The organism is Methylophilus sp. Leaf414 (assembly GCF_001425425.1).
Classification (GTDB): domain Bacteria; phylum Pseudomonadota; class Gammaproteobacteria; order Burkholderiales; family Methylophilaceae; genus Methylophilus.
Window position 1 is genome coordinate 529,736 of sequence record NZ_LMQQ01000004.1, and the last position, 18,661, is coordinate 548,396.

General features: G+C 45.7%; 20 protein-coding genes. 3 read left to right on the top strand and 17 right to left on the bottom strand.

The genetic code is table 11. The features are described from left to right. Positions 1-13 precede the first annotated feature (13 nt). Both flgC and flgB read right to left on the bottom strand, forming a co-directional pair. On the bottom strand, positions 14-418 hold the full coding sequence (gene flgC, locus ASG24_RS11415; RefSeq protein ID WP_055831046.1) for a flagellar basal body rod protein FlgC: 405 nt from the start codon (positions 416-418) through the stop codon (positions 14-16). 18 nt (positions 419-436) lie between these two features. Continuing rightward, complete coding sequence (gene flgB / locus ASG24_RS11420) at positions 437-868, bottom strand: flagellar basal body rod protein FlgB (protein ID WP_055871461.1); 432 nt, start codon at positions 866-868, stop codon at positions 437-439. 228 nt (positions 869-1,096) lie between these two features. On the opposite strand from flgB, the gene flgA reads away from it, so the two are divergent. The 3 genes from flgA (at position 1,097) to ASG24_RS11435 (ending at position 2,831) form a co-directional block, all read left to right on the top strand. Then, positions 1,097-1,864, top strand: a complete 768-nt coding sequence (flgA, locus tag ASG24_RS11425) for a flagellar basal body P-ring formation chaperone FlgA (RefSeq protein WP_055871465.1) — start codon at positions 1,097-1,099, stop codon at positions 1,862-1,864. A 162-nt stretch (positions 1,865-2,026) separates the two neighbouring features. Then, on the top strand, positions 2,027-2,344 hold the full coding sequence (gene flgM, locus ASG24_RS11430; protein WP_055831052.1) for a flagellar biosynthesis anti-sigma factor FlgM: 318 nt from the start codon (positions 2,027-2,029) through the stop codon (positions 2,342-2,344). A gap of 4 nt (positions 2,345-2,348) precedes the next feature. Continuing rightward, on the top strand, positions 2,349-2,831 hold the full coding sequence (locus tag ASG24_RS11435; RefSeq protein ID WP_055871469.1) for a flagella synthesis protein FlgN: 483 nt from the start codon (positions 2,349-2,351) through the stop codon (positions 2,829-2,831). A 98-nt stretch (positions 2,832-2,929) separates the two neighbouring features. Here ASG24_RS11435 and ASG24_RS11440 read toward each other — a convergent pair whose 3' ends face one another. The 15 genes from ASG24_RS11440 to ASG24_RS11510 all read right to left on the bottom strand — a co-directional run bounded on the left by ASG24_RS11440 (position 2,930) and on the right by ASG24_RS11510 (position 18,650). Continuing rightward, a complete protein-coding gene (locus ASG24_RS11440) occupies positions 2,930-4,831 on the bottom strand; it encodes an ATP-binding cassette domain-containing protein (RefSeq protein ID WP_055871472.1) in 1,902 nt (633 codons plus the stop codon). A gap of 132 nt (positions 4,832-4,963) precedes the next feature. Then, positions 4,964-6,907, bottom strand: a complete 1,944-nt coding sequence (locus ASG24_RS11445) for a nucleoside-diphosphate sugar epimerase/dehydratase (RefSeq protein ID WP_082488082.1) — start codon at positions 6,905-6,907, stop codon at positions 4,964-4,966. Next, positions 6,907-7,479 (bottom strand): sugar transferase, encoded by a 573-nt coding sequence (locus tag ASG24_RS11450; RefSeq protein ID WP_055871475.1) that lies wholly within the window; start codon positions 7,477-7,479, stop codon positions 6,907-6,909. Before ASG24_RS11450 ends, ASG24_RS11445 begins: the two co-directional genes overlap by 1 nt. A gap of 2 nt (positions 7,480-7,481) precedes the next feature. Beyond that, entirely contained in the window at positions 7,482-8,378 is an 897-nt protein-coding gene (locus tag ASG24_RS11455) for an NAD-dependent epimerase/dehydratase family protein (RefSeq protein ID WP_055871478.1), read from the bottom strand. Between the two features lie 13 nt (positions 8,379-8,391). Further along, positions 8,392-9,402, bottom strand: coding sequence for an EpsG family protein (locus ASG24_RS11460; protein ID WP_055871481.1), 1,011 nt, complete (start codon positions 9,400-9,402; stop codon positions 8,392-8,394). Further along, positions 9,395-10,654 (bottom strand): oligosaccharide flippase family protein, encoded by a 1,260-nt coding sequence (locus ASG24_RS11465; protein WP_055871485.1) that lies wholly within the window; start codon positions 10,652-10,654, stop codon positions 9,395-9,397. The genes ASG24_RS11460 and ASG24_RS11465 overlap by 8 nt, the downstream gene beginning before the upstream one ends. Positions 10,655-10,663: 9 nt before the next feature. Next, a complete protein-coding gene (locus ASG24_RS11470; RefSeq protein WP_055871490.1) occupies positions 10,664-11,590 on the bottom strand; it encodes a glycosyltransferase in 927 nt (308 codons plus the stop codon). A gap of 17 nt (positions 11,591-11,607) precedes the next feature. Beyond that, positions 11,608-12,201: a DapH/DapD/GlmU-related protein gene (locus ASG24_RS11475; RefSeq protein WP_055871493.1), complete on the bottom strand. Its 594-nt coding sequence runs from the start codon at positions 12,199-12,201 to the stop codon at positions 11,608-11,610. Then, positions 12,198-12,962 carry a glycosyltransferase family 2 protein gene (locus ASG24_RS11480; protein WP_055871496.1) on the bottom strand — a complete coding sequence of 255 codons (765 nt, stop codon included), beginning with the start codon at positions 12,960-12,962 and terminating at the stop codon, positions 12,198-12,200. The genes ASG24_RS11475 and ASG24_RS11480 overlap by 4 nt, the downstream gene beginning before the upstream one ends. 5 nt (positions 12,963-12,967) lie before the next feature. Further along, complete coding sequence (locus tag ASG24_RS11485) at positions 12,968-13,807, bottom strand: glycosyltransferase (protein WP_055871498.1); 840 nt, start codon at positions 13,805-13,807, stop codon at positions 12,968-12,970. Further along, complete coding sequence (locus ASG24_RS11490; protein WP_055871502.1) at positions 13,804-14,556, bottom strand: FkbM family methyltransferase; 753 nt, start codon at positions 14,554-14,556, stop codon at positions 13,804-13,806. Before ASG24_RS11490 ends, ASG24_RS11485 begins: the two co-directional genes overlap by 4 nt. Next, positions 14,557-15,669: a glycosyltransferase gene (locus ASG24_RS11495; RefSeq protein ID WP_055871505.1), complete on the bottom strand. Its 1,113-nt coding sequence runs from the start codon at positions 15,667-15,669 to the stop codon at positions 14,557-14,559. Continuing rightward, the gene (locus ASG24_RS11500) at positions 15,662-16,864 is read right to left on the bottom strand and encodes a glycosyltransferase (protein ID WP_082488083.1); all 1,203 of its coding nucleotides are present in this window, start codon (positions 16,862-16,864) and stop codon (positions 15,662-15,664) included. The genes ASG24_RS11495 and ASG24_RS11500 overlap by 8 nt, the downstream gene beginning before the upstream one ends. Continuing rightward, complete coding sequence (locus ASG24_RS11505) at positions 16,840-17,751, bottom strand: NAD(P)-dependent oxidoreductase (protein WP_055871511.1); 912 nt, start codon at positions 17,749-17,751, stop codon at positions 16,840-16,842. Before ASG24_RS11505 ends, ASG24_RS11500 begins: the two co-directional genes overlap by 25 nt. 17 nt (positions 17,752-17,768) lie before the next feature. Further along, positions 17,769-18,650, bottom strand: coding sequence for a hypothetical protein (locus ASG24_RS11510; protein WP_055871514.1), 882 nt, complete (start codon positions 18,648-18,650; stop codon positions 17,769-17,771). Positions 18,651-18,661: the final 11 nt, after the last annotated feature.

The window sequence follows — 18,661 nt, forward strand, 5'->3', positions numbered from 1 at the left end:
TCCTTATATAAGGTTATTGACCGATATTGAGTGTCTTGAGCAGCATGGATTTGGCAGCATTCATGGTTTCCACGTTGTTCTGGTAAGCGCGTGAAGCTGAAATCATGTTCACCATTTCTTCCGTGACATTGACGTTAGGCATGGTGAGATAGCCATCGCTGTTTGCCATCGGGTTTTTGGGGTCGTAGACCATTTTGCCTGGCTTGGTATCTTCAATCACACGGTCAACTTGTACCGTGCTGGAGTTGGTGGCAGCATCCTGCACCGCTTTAAATACCACCTGTTTGGCCTGATAAGGCTTGCCGTCTGAGCTGACGACGCTATCCGCGTTGGCCAGGTTACTGGCGACGGTATTCAGCCGCAGAGATTGTGCACTCATCGCAGAACCGGAAATCTTGAATACATTAAATAAAGACATATGCTTGCTCCTTTATTCTTACTGGCCCGTAATGGCCGACAGCATTTTTTTAATCTGGCCAGACATCATGGTCAGGCTGGCTTCATAACGGATGCCGTTATCTACGTAAGCATTACGTTCCACATCCATATCGACTGTGTTGCCATCCACTGAGCCTTGCAGCACAGAGCGGAACAGCACGTCGCTGGATCCGGTCAGCCCATTCCCTGCGCTACCCTTCAGATGTGCGCCATTGGTTTGTTGTAAAAGCCCGGCCGGTTGTTGGGCAGTGCCTGTGCCTGTATTAGGTTGCAAGGCTGCTTGCATGGCAGACTTGAAATCCAGGTCACGTGCCTTGTATTGCGGGGTATCGGCATTGGCAATATTCGAAGCAAGCAATTCCTGGCGCTGATTGCGCACGCGCAGCGCTGTCTGGTGAAAACTAAACGCAGCATCCAGTTTATTGATCATCGTCTTTTCCTTTCCCGGGCATTCCCCGACAGAAATCTCAAGGTCATTTAAAGTTTTGCCATCTGCCGTCGTTAACCCTGATAAGCGGGCCTGCTTTCACGCACACATGACTTTTACTAGCTGTGCTTAGTGTACGCGGCGAAGACAATAATCATTCTTGGATTAAGAGGGTGAAATACCCTTTATTTCATCAATCATTTACATCTGCCGTGCGTAGAATGAGACTCCATGAAACCTCGTCTGCTTACCATTTTTGCTCCAGTGATTCCAGGCCTGATCTGGCTTTTTGCTTGCCACGTGCAAGCCGCCGATCGTTTGCCGAATGCTGCGGTTGCCGCTAACCAGCGGCTGGCATTGCCGGCTGCGAGTGATATGCACTCGCGTGTTTATCAGACGGTGATGCAGTATGTGCAAGGTCAGACGCAGGGCTATCCAGGTAAAGTGAATATTGAAATCCAGCCATTGGATAACCGTATCCGTATCGCGGACTGTGACCTGATGGAAGGATTTAACGTGCAGGGCGCACGCTTGTGGGGTAAAACGCACATTGGGGTGCGCTGTTTGCAATCAGCAACCAAGCCGTGGACGCTATATGTACAAGCGGATGTGCAAGTATGGGGCGAATATGCGGTGATTGGTTTGCCGGTCAGCCAGGGTTCACCCGTGCAAGCATCAGATATCGTGATGCAAACCGGTGATATCACCAAGTTACCTGCAGGGATTATTACTGATGTCTCTATGCTGGAAGGTAAAAAAGCATCATTGAATATGCCGTTGGGTACAGTGCTTAGACCAGAGTTGCTCAAAGCAATGCCAGTCATCATGCAGGGACAAATGGTTCAGTTAAACAGCCGTGGTGAAGGATTTGTGATCTCTGCAGATGGAACCGCCATGCAAACTGCCAACGTTGGCCAGGTGGTAGATGTGAAGGTAAGTAATGGCCAGATCATTAAAGGTGTCGCGCAAGCTTCAGGGAAAGTAGATGTACGTTTTTAGTCTGCGCCACAACTTTTAAAGCTAAAAATGCTTGTTGATCATAAACTTGAGATAAAAAGTATATTCAGCGCTAAAGTTCGCTTAAACTATGCCGATAGTACTGTTAACAATTGAGGGTTTTCGACACCCTTACATCCAGACAAACAGAAGCAGAGGTGCGGCATGAACATTTCAGACTCTATTAAAAAACTTGGTACCGTTGATAAACCAGTGCTAGATAAAAGCACTAATAGCAAAAGTAGCGAAAAAACTACCAGCGCTTCCGGCAACCCCAGCACAGATAATGTGACATTGTCTGCAGCTTCGGTGCAGTTGCAATCACTGGAAGCCGGTTTGGCAAACGGTGAAGTTTTCGACACTAATAAAGTAGATGAAATCAAAGCGGCTATTGCCCGTGGCGATTTCTCGGTAGACACCGCCAAAGTGGCGGATGGTTTGCTACAAACAGTTAAAGATTTAATAAAACCGAATAAAGGATGATGCTATGAGTCATGCAGATCGAACTTCAGTTCCGGCCATTAGTTTTGAGGCAGATGCCACCCTGGTGGCCGAGTTGGTTAACGATTTGCATAACGAGCAAACGGCATTGATCTCTGCCGACCTGGATATCATTGAGCAAATGGTAGACAAGCGGGTAGGGCTCCTGCAAGCCTTGGGTGAAGCAGCCAACCAACGCTACTCAGCACTCGCGGCGGCAGGATTTGAAGCCAATGAGAATGGGATGTCCAAATGGCTTGAGTTGCTTTCCAGCCCTACCATCGATGATGCCTGGGTAAATTTCCAGCGGCAATTGGCGCAAGCGAAAGAGCTCAATCGCCTGAATGGTGTGCTGATCAATAAACATTTTCAACGCAACCAGGAAAAACTGGATGCCCTGCAAGGTAAAGCCGCAAATAACACACAGCTGTACGGCAAAAACGGTCAGGCGCATGGTGGCAATAGTTCACGCGCAAGCTTCTCTGTTTAGTTTAAGATTTCATAAAAAAGCCGAATCGGTATAATTCGGCTTTTTTATTGTCGAGATGGCAGTGTAATTAAATGAAGCCAACGTTAAATAGAACTGGATTAACGCGCACTTTCCAGTATTTCCCAACGCTGCAGCTTTTGCATGACTAACGTTTCAATTTCACTCAGTCTTTCCTGTAGGGTTTTCGCTAGCTCTGGTGTCTGTTTATAAATATCAGGCTGCGCTAATTGTGCTTGAATGTCTGATTGCTCTTGCTCTAACAATTCAATCTCTTCAGGCAAGGTCTCGAGCTCACGTTGCTCCTTAAAGCTCAAAGATTTTCTTGTCGTTTCCTTAGGCATGGGTGCTGATGCTGGCGTGGTCGATGCTTTTTGCGTTGCAGCGGGTTTTTGATTGAGATCCTGGCTGAATCTTAACCAGTCATCGTATCCGCCACCAAATTCCGTCAATTTCCCTTGTCCTTCAAACGCAATCACTTGCGTAACAGTGTTTTCCAGGAAGGCCCGGTCATGGCTCACCAGGAAAAGAGTGCCTGTATAATCCTGTAACAGGGTCTCCAGTAGTTCCAGCGTATCTATATCCAGGTCATTTGTCGGCTCATCCAGTACAAGGACATTGGCGGGGCGGGCAAACAGGCGCGCCAATAGTAAACGGTTGCGTTCGCCACCGGAAAGTGATTTCACCGGTGAGCGTGAGCGTTGTGGCGGGAACAGGAAGTCTTCCAGGTAGCTGATGACATGTTTACGCTCATTACCAATTTCGACAAAGTCCGAGCCTGGGCTAATGGTATCGGCCAATGTCGCTTCTTCATCCAGCTGCTCGCGCATCTGGTCAAAATAAGCAACATTCACTTTTGTGCCACGCTGAATGTCGCCACTATCCGCTTCAATGTCACCTAGAATAAGCTTCAACAGCGTGGATTTGCCAATGCCGTTCGGGCCGAGCAAACCAATTTTATCGCCACGTAAAATACGGGTGCTGAACCCTTTGATCAATGTTTTATCGCCATATGACTTGTAGACCTGATCAAGCTCTGCCACCAGTTTACCGCTGCGTTCACCCGCATCCAGGTTGAGTTTGACGTCGCCTTGACGCTCACGCCTGGCAGCACGGTCCAGGCGCAGTGCTTCCAGTCTTCTCACGCGCCCTTCATTACGCGTGCGGCGTGCTTTAATGCCTTGGCGGATCCAGACTTCTTCCTGTGCCAGAAATTTATCGAATTTGGCAGCATGGGTTTCTTCTACCGCGAGCAGCTCTTCTTTTTTAATTTGGTATTGTGAAAAATTACCGACAAAGTCGGTCAGGTTGCCACGGTCAAGTTCGGTAATGCGTGTCGCCAGCTTGTCCAGGAAACGGCGGTCATGGGTGATAAACAACACACTACCGTTAAACCCCAGTAACAAGTCTTCCAGCCACTCGATGGCTTCGAGGTCCAGATGGTTGGTCGGCTCATCCAGTAATAACACTTCAGGCTCTGCCACTAGCGCACGCCCAAGGGCTACACGTTTACGCCAGCCACCGGAAAGCGTGGAGACCAATACATCTGCATCCAGCTTTAGGCGGCTGAGCACGGTTTCAACCCGTGATTGCGCTACCCATCCATTTTGCGCATCCATTTCATGCTGCAATGCCTGCATGCGTTCCATCAGCGCTTCAATATTGGCATCCGGCATACCCATATCATGCGTCACCTGGTGGTAGTCAATGATGGTTTGCTGCAAGCTGCCCAAGCCTTCTGCCACCGCTTCAAAAACTGTGTGCGCATTATCCAGTTCAGGTTCTTGTGGCACATAAACAATGCGTACCCCTGGTGCGCGCCAAACAGTGCCGTCATCCAGTTTGATGGTACCTGCAATGGCTTTGAGAAGACTGGACTTGCCAGCACCATTGCGGCCAATCAATCCGACGCGTTCGCCTGGGTCTAACTGAAATGAAGCCTGTGCAAGCAGGGCGTGATGACCAAATGCTAGGCTAGCATTATCAAGCGTAATATGAGGCATAAAGGGGACTGCAGCAGAGGTTGTTAAATCGATCCGACATTGTAAACGACATCAAACCATAGACTAAGCTTGATGCGTAAATAAAAGCACATGCTCACAGGCGATACTGACTTGTGAGCATGTAAGTAAAAATCAGTGAATCTGTTGCGAAGGGGAAGGCAGTGTATCCAAGGACAGTGTGTCGCCACGCAAGGAAATACTCGGTGCCGGACGCTTGTCAGGCTGGTATTCTTCCACCCAGCGTTGCAAGTCCTGCTTGAGTTGCGATTCAGCTAGATGCGGGCTATTGGTTAACCACTCCAGCAGGTCGGCTAACCAAACGCTATCAACCGTACGGGCCTGTGCAATGCGCAGTTTTTCGTGGCTGGTCGGCAACGTATTTTCGTCATCGGCAAGTAATTCCTCATAGAGTTTCTCGCCAGGGCGCAGGCCGGTAAATTCAATGCGGATATCGTGCTCTTGCAGGCCAGACAATTTAATCATGTCGCGTGCCAGGTCTATAATTTTCACCGGTGTGCCCATATCCAGCACAAATACTTCGCCGCCGTTGCCCATAGTGGCAGCTTGTAGCACTAACTGTGCCGCCTCAGGGATAGACATAAAATATCGGGTAATATCTGGATGGGTAATGGTAATGGGCCCGCCATGTGCAATCTGTTCACGGAATTTGGGAATCACACTACCACTGCTACCCAGCACATTACCAAAACGCACTGTAATAAAGCGCGTCACGGATTTTTCCTTATGCTGCAAACCCTGGCAAATTAATTCTGCAAGACGTTTGCTAGCGCCCATCACATTAGTTGGATTAACCGCTTTGTCAGTTGAAACCAGCACGAAGGTAGGCACCCTGGCCGCCTGACAGGCTGAAGCGATCTGGTAGGTACCATAAGCATTATTCTGTAACGCTTCCACCACATTGAAGTGTTCCATCATAGGCACATGTTTATAAGCACCGGCATGCAACACCACATCAGGTTGATGGTTCTGCAACACACGCTGGATACGTACACGGTTTTTCACATCGGCCACGACATAGACCAGCTCGGTATCGGTAGACCACTGACTGAACTCCTGCTGCAGCGTGTAAAGAGCATATTCGGAAATGTCCAGGCAAATCAATTGTGCAGGATGAAAGCTCAAAATCTGACGGCAAAGCTCGGAGCCAATCGAACCAGCAGCGCCTGACACCAATACCACTTTATTAGCCAGCATGGTACTCAAGCCATGACTATCCAATTGCACTACATCGCGTCCTAGCAAATCTTCGACATCAATTTTACGGATTTGCGATAAACTGACGCGGCCACTGATCAGGTCTGACATGGCTGGTAATGTTAAGACTTCCATGCCTTCGACCTGCCGTGCGGCCTCCACTGCCAGACGGCGTTTCTCATGCCGGCTACCAGGCATCGCAATCATGCAATGTAATGAGCCATAGCGCTGAGCAATTTCAGGGATATCCTGCAAGCTACCTTCCACTTTGGTATGCATGATCTCGCGACCCACCAGCTTGCCATTAGGGTCTATCATCGCTACCACTCGCCATTCGGGGCTCTTGCTTAATTCTTTAATCAAATTAAATGAACTGTCTTCTACCCCAATCACGATAACTGGCTTGCCCTGCGCGGCAACGGTGTTAAATAAACGTCTTTCTTTCCATGAGCGATATAGAAAACGACTCCCACCCATCATAATCACTAGCAACATCGGGTGAATAAACAGGACTGATCTTGGAATGATGATCGAAGGGTGCACTATTAAAGCGAAGCTGGCAGTGAGCAGGGCACCAAATGCGATTGCGCGTACGATACGCTTCAAATCAGGCAGGCTGGCAAACCGCCAAAGGCCACGGTAGAGACCAAACGTTTTAAAGCAAATGCTGTAAGAAATAAAAATCGCTGGCAGGCTCTCTAAAAAATAGCCCTTGTAATCACCGGGTACTTCAAAGTTAAAACGAAATAAAAACGCTATCCACCACGTCAACAAGAGGGCTAGGCCATCATGCAAATAGGCAAGTACAGATAAAAAACGAACAGGAAGTTTGAGCATTTTTAAACGTTTGTTAAGAGCCATTAATGCGTGATGTTATCACGTCTTAATACTTTGACTATGGTCATTATGATGATTTTAAGATCCAGCCACAGAGATTGATGTGAAAGATAATAGGCATCCAGTGTCACTTTGGCCGGAATAGGTATCTCGTCCCTGCCATTGATCTGTGCCCAGCCGGTGATGCCCGGTTTCAGGGTATGTACCTGGTTTTCAGTGCGCAGGCTGATCAGGTCGTCCTGGTTAAACAAAGCCGGGCGGGGCCCGACGATGGACATATCACCTTTGAGCACACTCCATAACTGCGGCAGCTCATCTAGGCTGGTCTTGCGGATAAAGCTACCGACGGGGGTCAAAAATACATCCGGGTCAGCCTGCTGATTCATCAGATGGGTGGCGATCTGTGGCGTGCCTATGCGCATGGAACGGAACTTAGGCATCAGGAACAACTGGTTTTCCCGACCTACACGCTGGCTCCAGTATAAAGCCGGCCCGGCAGAGCTCAGTTTCACCAACAGATAGGTGATAGCAATGAACGGCAGTAATACTATTATTCCGCCAAGCGTCAGCACAATATCGAGTAGTCTTTTCAACATGTTTATTCTTTTAAAGTCCGTACAATACCTTCATGAAAGCTGATTTTTGGCTCCCACCTTAGTAATGTTTTCGCTTTAGTGATATCCACCTGCAGCGAACCCATTAATCGCAACGCCAGGCTGGATTTACCGATCAGTTTGAATAGTAGCGTCAGCATCCCAGCCGGCAAAGGGATAAGCAGTGAATGTTTTTTGCTGACCTCCCGTATGGTTTTTATCAATGTCGCTGTGGAAACATCCTCACCATCTGAAATGAGAAAGGTCTGACCAGCTGCCCTGGGGTGCCAGCTACATAACACGATAAAGTCGGCCAAATTGTCCAGGCTGATAAAACTTCTTTTGTTGTCCACAGCGGCAAAAGGCAAAGGTAGAGGCAATGAACAGAGTTTAATTAATTGCTTGAAGTTCGCTTTAACCCCAGGGCCGTAAATCAGCGGAGGACGAATGATCACTAATTCCATCTCATTTGCTGCACAAAACTCCTTTAGCTTGATTTCTGCTTCTAACTTGGTCTGGCCATAAGCATCCAATGGCGCTGGCGTGTCATCTTCGGTGAATGGCTGGCGGGTGGCCTCGCCATTGACTTTTACCGAGCTCAGAAACACAAAGCGCTTGATCTTCAGACGACGTGCCAATTCAGCCACCTTGAGCGTGTAATCAATATTCACTGCAGCATATGCCTGGTATATGTCTTCAGCTGTCTCATGCATGACATGTGCTCGCCCAGCTAGGTGTATTAGCGTGTCCACCTGCTGATAAGCCTCTGGGTAAGATTCAGCTCTGAGCAAATCCTCAGTATTGTCACGACTCAGTGTGACTGCCTGGTGGTGTCCGGTCAATGTATGCTGTAAAAACTGGCCGACAAATCCGCCGGCACCGGAGATAAGAAATTTGTTCATGCTAAATTGTATTTCATACTCGTAAATTTTGAGTAATGTCAGGGAACAGGTAAATGAATCTGGCAATAAAATAGGTGAAAAAAATGGTGGTTAACAGGTGTAGTGTTAAGCGCTTGTTAGTTCTATGCAACTCTAAATACAGCCAGCTTAGTAGAATCACTAATGGAAAGAGTAATAGTTCTCCCAGTCGTGCTCCCAGAGCAACATGGTCATGGAATACGCACATAAAGATCACCCCACTCATGGCCAACCTTTGTATGGCGAGTTTAAATCTATCCACTTGCAAATATGGTTTCAACTTCCACTCTATTAGCACCAGAGTAGTCCAAAAAAAGGCGATAAAGTAAATATACAACCCTGTACTATTCTGGCCTTTTATTTTCTCACTTCCATATAACAAGTAGCGTGGATTAATAAAAGCAATCCCTTGTTCAAGCCAGGCATAAATAGAAACCTCAAAAATGATAAGTAAAGGACACAGCAAGAAAAGACACAAGGTAAAGAGCGCAGTGCGTTTAATAAAGTACAAGACAAAAACCAGGCTGAAAAGAATAGCAGTAAAATGAATTTGAGAAGCAATCGCAATCATCAATATCGATAAGTAATAACGCTGGTTTTGTAAATAATAAAAACTCAGCACAGCAAATGTAGTCGCATAAGCGACCCGCAACTGAGTGCCTTCTAATAACAGCCAATACAGGCAGATATAGAAAAACATTCCCACATATCTTTCAGGGACAATCTTCTGCAGGGTGCGAAGTTTTATGCATGTCAAACTAATAGTCGCAATTAATATGACTTTTTCAAAGCCAATATATGGCGAAAGAAATTTAACCGGGAAATTGTAAAGTGGTTCGCGGAAAATACTTAGTTCTTGCCAAACAGTAGGCCAGGTTTTATTTTGAAGTAAGCCGAACCACCACTGATAATGTATCCAGTCCTTGGAAAATCTGACGCAAATAATATAAGCAGCTATACCTGCGAGTAGATACAACCACTCTGTGGTCAAGATTTTTTTATACACTTATGCTTTCCTTGTTTTTGTTCATTGCATAACTTAAAAGGCAATATTCCAGAATTAACCTTCCTGCCCATAACATTCCGGCCCCGGTGCCATTGGCAAAAGAAAGTATCATTGGCGCAATCATTAAGTAAATCAAAAATTCAAATGCATAAATGTAGGTCAACAAACGGGGCTTACCTTTTGCAAGTAAAAGAATGAGCGGCATTTGGGAGAGTGCAGCGAAAAAAACGCCTATCGCCTGCAGGCTTATGATCAATTTTGCCTGCTGATTCAAATGGATCAGTGCTAGCCAGTCAATCAAGACAATTCCTGCCAAAACCAGCCCTACAAATATGATGGAAAGCCACAGTATCTTTTTTTGATGTGCAAAGTAAAACTTACTTTCCTCGTTTTTAGCCAGTTTGCCCGCCGCGAAAACAGGTAATAGCACGGTCGCCATAGACCACGGAATTAATAAGTAGCGAATGAGGATATCTTGCGAACCTATATAAATAGCCAGCGTTTCTGCTTCAACATAACCTGCAACAAAAAAGCGATCTCCATAAATAAATAGCGTGGAGATTAGGCCAGAGATCGCTGCCCACGCTGTATATCTGATGAGTGACTCATGAGTTTGAATGCGAATAGAGGCTTTTTTGAAATCTACCTTGTCCCATACTAAAAAAATATATAGGCCAAGAGAAGCATAACGCGTGCAGGTGATTGCAAGGCTAAGGTCTTGAATTTGCGATATATTCAGTTTGACCATGATTAATGGGGCCAGAAATATGCTAGCGCCAGAAACCATTTTTCCGAGGTTCGCCGCTTTGAAATTCGAATGACCTTCGAGAATGCCCCTGAATACATGACAAATTACACTGGCCGGGATTCCGTAGGCAGCAATACGGAAAGACTTGACTATAGGTTCATGTAAAACTAGGTCTATAGTTAGCCAGTGGGTTACAAACCAAGGAGCAGTCCAAAACACTAAAAAAGCAGCGATACATGAAAAAAAACATGCCCATAAAGCGCCCTGACCAAAAGCCGCATTCACATGATCACTATCTAAATCAGACTTGGCAATAAAATAAGTAATAGAACGGGCAATGCCGAAGTCATACACAAAAAAGAAGATAGCTAAAGAGATAAGTAATGAGCAGATAGAGAATAGCTGACTGCCAAGTGCATAGAATAGCGTGGGAATGGCTAATAACGCGATTGCAGCTGGTACCGCACTTCCAGCTATGCTCCATGCAGAATTTTTACTAATCATGAAATCAGCTTAATAAAGGTGCATCATCAACATTGTGGTAAGAATCAATCGTTCAACGGCATTGCGTCTGGATTGAGGCATGTATTGCAACAAGCGCAGTTTATTGATGATTCCACTGCCGAGTAATGTGTTACAAGCTGATTGTATATAGGGGTCATCAGACAGTTTTCTGACGATAAGTGCTAGTTTAGAAACTTCATCTCTATACCACTTATTGGTAATAAGGCGGAACCGGTTTTGCCATGCTCTAAAGCCCAGATTGACGCCGACGACATTTCTTCCATGCTGCCGGTATCTAAGAGTAGGGCGTGAATCTATCCACCACTTGCCGCCGCTAGAGCGGCAAATCGCATAAATCAGCCAGTCATGTAATACAACTGATGAGGCGGGCAGGGTAGGGTCTTTTAAAACTGCCTTAACTTTGCTAACTAATTGCCTGGTCATCAAGAATGTGCAGCCTGGGCCGGCGGATTCAAACAAGAAATCAAGTTTGCGCGCGGGTTGTGCCTTATCAACTAATGCGCGTTGCCCATCTGGCCAATAGGCGACTACATTGGATGAGACCGCATCTACCTGATGCTGTTTGATCAATGCTATTTGATTTCTTAGTTTGTTGGATAACCAGATGTCGTCCTGATCAGCGAGTGCAACATACTCATATCCTTCAATATCAACTTCCTGCAACAGGCGATAAAAGTTACTGCCCGCACTCCCGTACCTTTTTAGACTCGGTAAAAGTGTGATGCGGCTTTCACTTCCTGCATAATCATGAAGAAGGTCTGCACTGCCGTCATAAGATTGATCATCAGAAATAACCAGTTCAACATCGACGCCGCTCTGGTTTAAAATGCTGTTTATCTGATCTGGTAACCATGGAAAGCCATTGTAACTGGCTAACAGGACCAATACCTTGGGTAGTGAAGAAGGTTCTGACATGTTTTTTAATTATTTTGTTAGATTGAAATCCAGCTCGCAGAGTCGTTATCATAGTGTTTAATGATGCGCGCCGGCGCCCCTGCTGCAATTGTATTTGGAGGCAGATCGTGAGTAACTACTGAATTGGCTGCTACAACTACTCCTTCACCAATGGTTACCCCAGCCAATACGCTTACATTTTCTCCCAACCATACCCTGTCCCCGATAACCACTGGCGCTGAAATAAGTGGTCGACTGGCCGGAGGGGTTGCTGGGCTGCTATGTGGAGCATCCTTGCCATAACTGCCATGATTATGGTCGGTGATAAACACTTTACTAGCGATTAACACATCATTGCCGATTGTTACTGATTCGATGGCTGCAATGTGTACGTAGTCATTCAATTGAACACCATGCCCTATGTCAATAGCTATTCCGTTTTCAACAAAAGCATCCATTCTCAATCCAACGCCTGTGGTGAACCCCTTACCCCATTGAATGTGGCGCTTTCCTCTGATATACACAGGGTAGCGAATCAACCGAGCCTGATGGTAGAAAATTTGCGTGAATAGCCATGAGACGGCAAGCCTGAATGATCCATACGCCCCATAAACTTTTAATATAGTTTTCATTTCAAATGGCTCTTTGGCCTATTAAAAAACTGTGGTAGGCGGGAAAGTATTTTTTGCAGGTTGAATAGAGGAGTAATTAATAAATGATTTTTCTTGCAGGCACGATAGGCTTCAATATTTCCTTTAAGAATGTTCTTTAAAGAGTTGTTGGAAACACCACCAGTACGCATCTTTACCAATATTTTTGGTAAATAAATACTATTTATCCGATAAATCTCCAAGAAACGCATGGTTAATTCAAAATCAGACTGAATTTTAAATTCAAGATCAAAATTACCTAATTCATCATACAAGTAACGTCGCACGAAGAAAGTAGGGTGGGCTGGCATCCATCCTTTTTTAAACAGCCCAAACTGATATTTTTTAGATTGCCAGTATCTTACAATCTTGTACGTATTTTTTGCATCCACATAAATTAGATCAGCATAGCAAGCATCTACAGAGAGGTCAGAAAATACTTCAGCTACTTGGCTTAATACAGTGTTATCAATATAAAAATCATCTGCATTGAGTGTGCCGACAATATCACCGGTTGCCATTGCAATGCCTTTATTCATGGCATCATAAATACCATTATCCGGTTCGGAGACGAATCTTGTCACACTGGAAGCTGTGTTCACCATCGCTACTGTGTCATCTTTTGACCCTCCGTCTACCACTATGTGCTCGACCTCTGGATAATCCTGACTGGCGATTGAGCTGATGGTGTCCTGGATGGTATCGGCGCTGTTGTAGCATACCGTTATCACTGAAATTTTCATTTGACTTAAATTCCGGGGATACGGTAACAGCTGAGGAATGACAGGCTGTTGTTAAACAGGTAAATAGCGTGGGTGAGTTTTTTGCCCAAACTACCCATAGTCTCAAGCTTCGCAATCAGTCCGGCCAGTGTTTTCAAATAGCGTGGCCTGATAGAGTCGTTACCAAATTTCATTCCTTCGAATGCGGCCAGCTCGAATACTCGCTTGGACTTCACCGACATAGACTTGTTTTCTCCATGCAGGCGATAACCAGCGACTGGAATTGAAGATTCCAGCCATTGATATTTGAGATAGGCCTGATAAAAGAACACAACATCAAATACAAAGTGATAGTTGGAAGGCCATTCTTCAGGTTGGTAAACATGTTTCAGCCAGAACGTTGCTGGCTGGATGATGGCGGTTCTATAGCGCATCCAGTGAAAGCCATCCATAGGATGGTAGCGGTAATTGATCCGCTTTATCTTGTTGCCTTCGGCATTCAGATAGTCGCCGCCGTAAGTAAGAACACTTACTTGAGGGTTTTTTTGGAAATCATGTAGCACTGTGCTGAAAACATCACTATGCAGGAAACAGTCATCTGCATTAAGAAAGCAAAGAATATCCCCGCTGGCATGTGCAAATGCACGTTTGATTGCATCCGCCTGGCCTGTATCAGAGCGGCTGACGAATTTGAACCTAGGGTCTGCCTGGCAGTAGGCTTCTATGATCTCTATCGAACCATCGCTAGAGCCACCATCTGCAATGAGTACTTCGATGTCTTGATGTGATTGTGTGGCGATGCTATCCAGGCATTGCCTTAGAAAACGTGCATAATTAAAAGAGGGGACTGCGATGCTTATCTTCATTGAGGGTTGTCCAAACGCTTATTTACAAACAGCATGTCTGCTTCCAGGATATGACCGGTCTGTTTATCGCGCAGAAGATCCAGCATGTGTATGCATTCGAACCCATGTTCACGCAAAGCCAGCATCACTTCGTCAGCATGCGCACCGTTGGTATAAGACGAAGAAAAGGAAACTTCAGCTAGCACATAGCGGCAATGCCGCAGAAACTCCGCTGAACCTTTTATCACTGCAAGTTCAAAGCCTTGCACATCCAGTTTTAGAAAGGCAGCCTTTGTTATTGGCAAGGCTGTATGAAGGTTGTCTAAGGTGCTACAGTCTACAATGACCTTATCATAAGATTCATTTTCGTTCTGCTCCTGCCTGTTCAAGAATGAGTTGTTCACAGGGTTGGCATAACGACGTAGCTCCAGGCTGGCCTGTTCTGCCCCTAATGCGATATTGTGCGGCTGGCCGGGAATGGCATATTTGGTAAAGTTTCGCTTTAGCTGGGCAAAGCTGTCCGGGTCAGGTTCAAAACTATAAATAGGCAGTTGCGGCCAGACACAATGGGCCATAAATGCAAATTGACCCTGATTGGCCCCGATATCCCATATTGAATCAATGCCAAAGATTATTTGCCTGCGTTTCATCACATGCAAATTAGCCAGCAACCCGAATGACACCATTTCCTTGTAGCAAAAACGCTTCAGCAGCTTGGAGGGGGCAGCTAACATACCCATGTAGCCAGGTAAGAGATTATCTAAGAACATTTAATTTACCAACTCATTAAGGTAAAGGTCACGCAGTTTCTCACTCGAATGAGCCTGCCTGAATTTCTCCACTCCCAACAGCAGTTTTGTATATTCTGCGCTAGCCGGTGAGGGAAGGGACTGAAGCAGCGACTCTATATCGGCGTGATTTGCAGGGGCAATTAATCCGTTACCATATTCAGTGATCTGCCTGCCACACCAGCCGTTTCCGAAGGCAATTACGGGCCTACCTGCACGTGCCGCCAGGTAAAGCACTGCACTTTCCATCCGGGCATCCCAGTGATCGTAAAGCATGAGCAAGTAGTGTTGTTGTTGTGCAATTGCCAGCATTGTATCATCCGCCAGATACTCATTACGGAAGCCACTGAAGCCTTGTAAAAAAGCCATTGCTTCAGCCTCGCTGGCATTGTTAAATGCGCCTGCGACTAAAAGCTCGCCTAAATCTGGCCTGCGTATAAACATGGGCACCAGCCACTCCAGTCCTTTACCACGGCGGATCTGGCCCAGAACACCGAACTTGACCTGGTCGCCAATGATAGGCGGCAGAATAGGGGCCAGTGGGGCAGGCAATTCAAGCGACGGCAGATGGCGTATATCGGCAGGCGCTAAATTGGTAAAGGCTTTGCGCCAGTCAACCATGAGTTCTTCAGTACGCAGATAGAGTGTCACTTCTTTGCGTTTTAAGAATTGCGTGACAAGATAGGTAGCTATGCGTGAACGTAGTATGCGTTCAGGTCCCATCAAATAGATCAGGCTCAGGCGTTGCGGTTTCAGTAAACTGTAAAAGAGAAACCATAACGCAGAAAGCAATACCAGATGCGCATCAAAAAAAAACACATGGGTAAAGTTATGAGACCTTTTTTTAAGTTTGCAAAGTGCAAACAGGGCGTTAAGCGTGCCTTCACGGAGAGAAGCGCTGTTAACTTTAAAGGTTTCGACTTGTTTGGCGGTTTGCCGCAAAGTGTTTAAAGGATCTTCAGAGTAGCCAGTTTGCGCAGAAACTAAATAGCTAATGTGTATCGCATCCTTGAGAGCATTAGCCGTATTTAGAATTGATTGGGCAGGGTGGCCAACAGCTGTAAACCAAGGTTGTACAATTATTAGCTTAGACATTGTCTTTGTGCGTAACTAAAGTTGTAATCAGATGATGGTAATCATTACCATAGCTTCTCCAGCGCTGGTCTGCGTTATTTAGCGAGCTTTCCAGGTTATTTGCATCTTTTGCGCGATCATATTGATGCCATGTTGTTTGTAGTGCCTTGGCTAGAGTATTTGCATCAGTGGTTTTGAAGAATATTGTGCCTGTCGGTGCCTGCTCCTTGTGTACAGGTATATCGGATAAAATGAGTTGCTTGCCCAGGGCCTTTGCTTCCTCCACTGTCGTACTCCAGCCCTCGAATAATGAAGGGTTAATAAGCGCAATGGAGTGAGCCATTAAGCCTAGCAAGTCTTCGTAGGGAGTGATGCCTAAAAGATGGATATGCTGTCTGATACCTAGATGTTCGGCATAGGTCATGAGATTATCAAAAAACAGCGGGTTTTTAGCATCAAAGCTGTTACCGGTGAACAGGACGTCAATACTTTCAGATTGGTCTTTCAGTATCTTTAATGCCTCAAAAACCAGGCGATGATTTTTGTGCATCCAGAATTGATTGGGCAAAAAAAAGTATTTCTCACCAAAGTTGTATTTCTGACGAAGAGTGTCAATGTCAGGGATACGCTGACCGGAGCGGATCCCTGAAGTGAATCGTAACATCAATGCCTGCTCCGGCTTGAGATAAGGAGCAAAGGTCAGTAAATCAGTTCTGGCGGAATGACTGCTTGCAATAACTGCGTCACTATTGCGGCATATGGACTCATAGCTGGTGTTGCGGCGTTGAATCTCAGCCTTGGAAAAAAAATCAGGTAAATATTTATATTGAAAGTCAGGGATCCAGCCTATCACCAGCAGTCGTGGAATACGGCCTATATACGGTGCATGGGAGATCGCTTGAATGTTTTTATGGAGCAGGAATCTCTCTAGCAAAGGGTCAATATTCAGCAATGTTCTGCATATTTTAGACACAGTCCAAAGCGCAGAGTAACGATCCATAAGGCTGGTTCGAATGATTTCCACATTTTCTAGTGCTGCAGTAAGCTCTGGCGAAGGGTTGCTGCCTGTGATAACCACTGGCTCAATGTTAGAGTGCGGCAGCGTCTTGAGTGCATAAATAAGCCCTCTGTAATAATTGACTCCGCCCAGCCAGGACTGGTCAAGTGCCCCCAAAAGAAATGCAACCCGGATCATCCTGTAACCTCTGAAAACCATTTTGCATATTCTTTGACACCTTCAGATAGATTTATCTGTGCATTCCAGCCCCATTTTTGAGCTATCGCTATATCTGCCTGGTAGTGCTGGGGATCTCCCGGCCGGGTGAGCTGGTTGAATCGTGGTTCAAGGGGGACGTCTAAGGCAAGCGTAAGCTGCTTAAGCAAAGCCTGATTGGTTGTAGCCATTCCGCTGCCACCATTGACGATGGGACAAGTGTTATCCGCATGTTTTGCCGCCAGTGCCAACAGATGCACCGCGTCTTTTACATGCAGCCAATCACGCGTTTCATTTCCAGTTCCAAAAAATGCACTGTCTCCTGATTTCAACCTTTTGCATGCATCCCACAGGAGTTGCTTTTTCAAGCTTGGTCCATAAATGGAAAATAATCTGACGATCGCTATGTCCAGGTTGTGATTGACTGCATAATTGCGACAAAGCTGCTCGGAAAATAACTTGTGCAGCCCATATGGCGATACCGGATGTAGTGCATCAGATTCAGAAATAGGAAGTTTGTTGGCACAGCCATAAACAGCCGCGCTAGACGTATAGACCAGTTTTGCTTTAGGAAAACTGGTTTTAAGGTACTCTAAAACAGCATAAGTAGATGAGACGGTAGCTGTGAAGTCTGCAATTGGATGCATGACCGAAGCATGCACAGATGATCCACCTGCGCAGTGAATAATGATATCCGGTGCTGTGGAGCATTTCAGCAGTGCGTCAAGGGTGATGTCAGCGTTCACCCACGACTTGAGACCATATGCTGAGTATTCGGAAAAGCTCCAGTCTCCATGACCAATACCCGAGACATTTGCGCCGGCATCGGCAAACAATCTACAAACATTACGCCCAAGAAATCCGTAGGCTCCAGTGACTAATACATTCATTTTTGATAAAGAAATAACTAATCAAAATGCTTTAACGGGAGCGATTCGAGAATCGCACGTTCTTGTTCGGGACTGATAAAGTTCATTTCCCCGTTTTCGTCTCTGGACTCTCTGAATTGATTGCTTACAAAAGCTTCCGCTACAGTTTTGGCTTTAATCTGGTCAGTGATCAGATCGTTACGGAGGAAGAAAGCATTATTGCCTGCGCTGTTGCAACCAACCAAGGTGTAGCCTTTCTTGGCGCCCAATTTGAAGAGTGCAGAGAGTGATGTACCGTAATAAATGTTGGAATGATGTGCACTGGAACGAGTAAAGTTTGGCTCGTAGGGGATAGATACGGCTAGCTGATCTCCAAACCGGGCATTGTATTCAATGACTACAATAGCAGGCGTTACCACATCTATCGCTTCCCATATCCAATAGTCATTACCATCGATATCAACCGACAGTAATCCGATATCACCATTCAAGCCGCTATTTTTTATAATGGTATTGATGTTTTCTCGCGTAATGAAAGCGCATTCGGCTTTCAGGTTATGCTGCCAGTAAATCGCGTCGCTTTTAACAAAATCAATATTTTTTTGTGAGCCATCGATGATCAGGCCTGCCCAATTGTTATTGACCAATAAAAAACGTGTGTTCGATTCAACATAGTTTTGTACGCCAAACTCTATGAAGGTTTTTTCAAGATCAGGAATTGTTTTAATCAGGTGCTGAATGATCCCATCCTCACCCCACTGCGAATAAACCCGGAATTCATACTCTTGAAGGTCCTTGTTGGACTCTGGCTGTTGTGCTGATTCTATTCTTCCTAAACTTTGCTGAATCTTATCTAAACGATTATCGATAGAGCTAAATATCGACAAGTAATATTTCAGTTTTTTGATAGCGGCGCGCATTGAATTTATAT

Bases quoted from the DNA above. Each gene is read 5' to 3' on its own strand.
- flgB (WP_055871461.1), bottom strand. From the start codon at position 868: ATGATCAATAAACTGGATGCTGCGTTTAGTTTTCACCAGACAGCGCTG.
- ASG24_RS11450 (WP_055871475.1), bottom strand. From the start codon at position 7,479: ATGTTGAAAAGACTACTCGATATTGTGCTGACGCTTGGCGGAATAATA.
- ASG24_RS11500 (WP_082488083.1), bottom strand. From the start codon at position 16,864: ATGGTTTTCAGAGGTTACAGGATGATCCGGGTTGCATTTCTTTTGGGG.
- ASG24_RS11445 (WP_082488082.1), bottom strand. From the start codon at position 6,907: ATGGCTCTTAACAAACGTTTAAAAATGCTCAAACTTCCTGTTCGTTTT.
- flgA (WP_055871465.1), top strand. From the start codon at position 1,097: ATGAAACCTCGTCTGCTTACCATTTTTGCTCCAGTGATTCCAGGCCTG.
- ASG24_RS11480 (WP_055871496.1), bottom strand. From the start codon at position 12,962: ATGAAAATTTCAGTGATAACGGTATGCTACAACAGCGCCGATACCATC.
- ASG24_RS11435 (WP_055871469.1), top strand. From the start codon at position 2,349: ATGAGTCATGCAGATCGAACTTCAGTTCCGGCCATTAGTTTTGAGGCA.
- ASG24_RS11440 (WP_055871472.1), bottom strand. From the start codon at position 4,831: ATGCCTCATATTACGCTTGATAATGCTAGCCTAGCATTTGGTCATCAC.
- ASG24_RS11475 (WP_055871493.1), bottom strand. From the start codon at position 12,201: ATGAAAACTATATTAAAAGTTTATGGGGCGTATGGATCATTCAGGCTT.
- ASG24_RS11510 (WP_055871514.1), bottom strand. From the start codon at position 18,650: ATGCGCGCCGCTATCAAAAAACTGAAATATTACTTGTCGATATTTAGC.
- ASG24_RS11470 (WP_055871490.1), bottom strand. From the start codon at position 11,590: ATGTCAGAACCTTCTTCACTACCCAAGGTATTGGTCCTGTTAGCCAGT.
- ASG24_RS11490 (WP_055871502.1), bottom strand. From the start codon at position 14,556: ATGTTCTTAGATAATCTCTTACCTGGCTACATGGGTATGTTAGCTGCC.
- ASG24_RS11465 (WP_055871485.1), bottom strand. From the start codon at position 10,654: ATGATTAGTAAAAATTCTGCATGGAGCATAGCTGGAAGTGCGGTACCA.
- flgC (WP_055831046.1), bottom strand. From the start codon at position 418: ATGTCTTTATTTAATGTATTCAAGATTTCCGGTTCTGCGATGAGTGCA.
- flgM (WP_055831052.1), top strand. From the start codon at position 2,027: ATGAACATTTCAGACTCTATTAAAAAACTTGGTACCGTTGATAAACCA.
- ASG24_RS11495 (WP_055871505.1), bottom strand. From the start codon at position 15,669: ATGTCTAAGCTAATAATTGTACAACCTTGGTTTACAGCTGTTGGCCAC.
- ASG24_RS11455 (WP_055871478.1), bottom strand. From the start codon at position 8,378: ATGAACAAATTTCTTATCTCCGGTGCCGGCGGATTTGTCGGCCAGTTT.
- ASG24_RS11505 (WP_055871511.1), bottom strand. From the start codon at position 17,751: ATGAATGTATTAGTCACTGGAGCCTACGGATTTCTTGGGCGTAATGTT.
- ASG24_RS11485 (WP_055871498.1), bottom strand. From the start codon at position 13,807: ATGAAGATAAGCATCGCAGTCCCCTCTTTTAATTATGCACGTTTTCTA.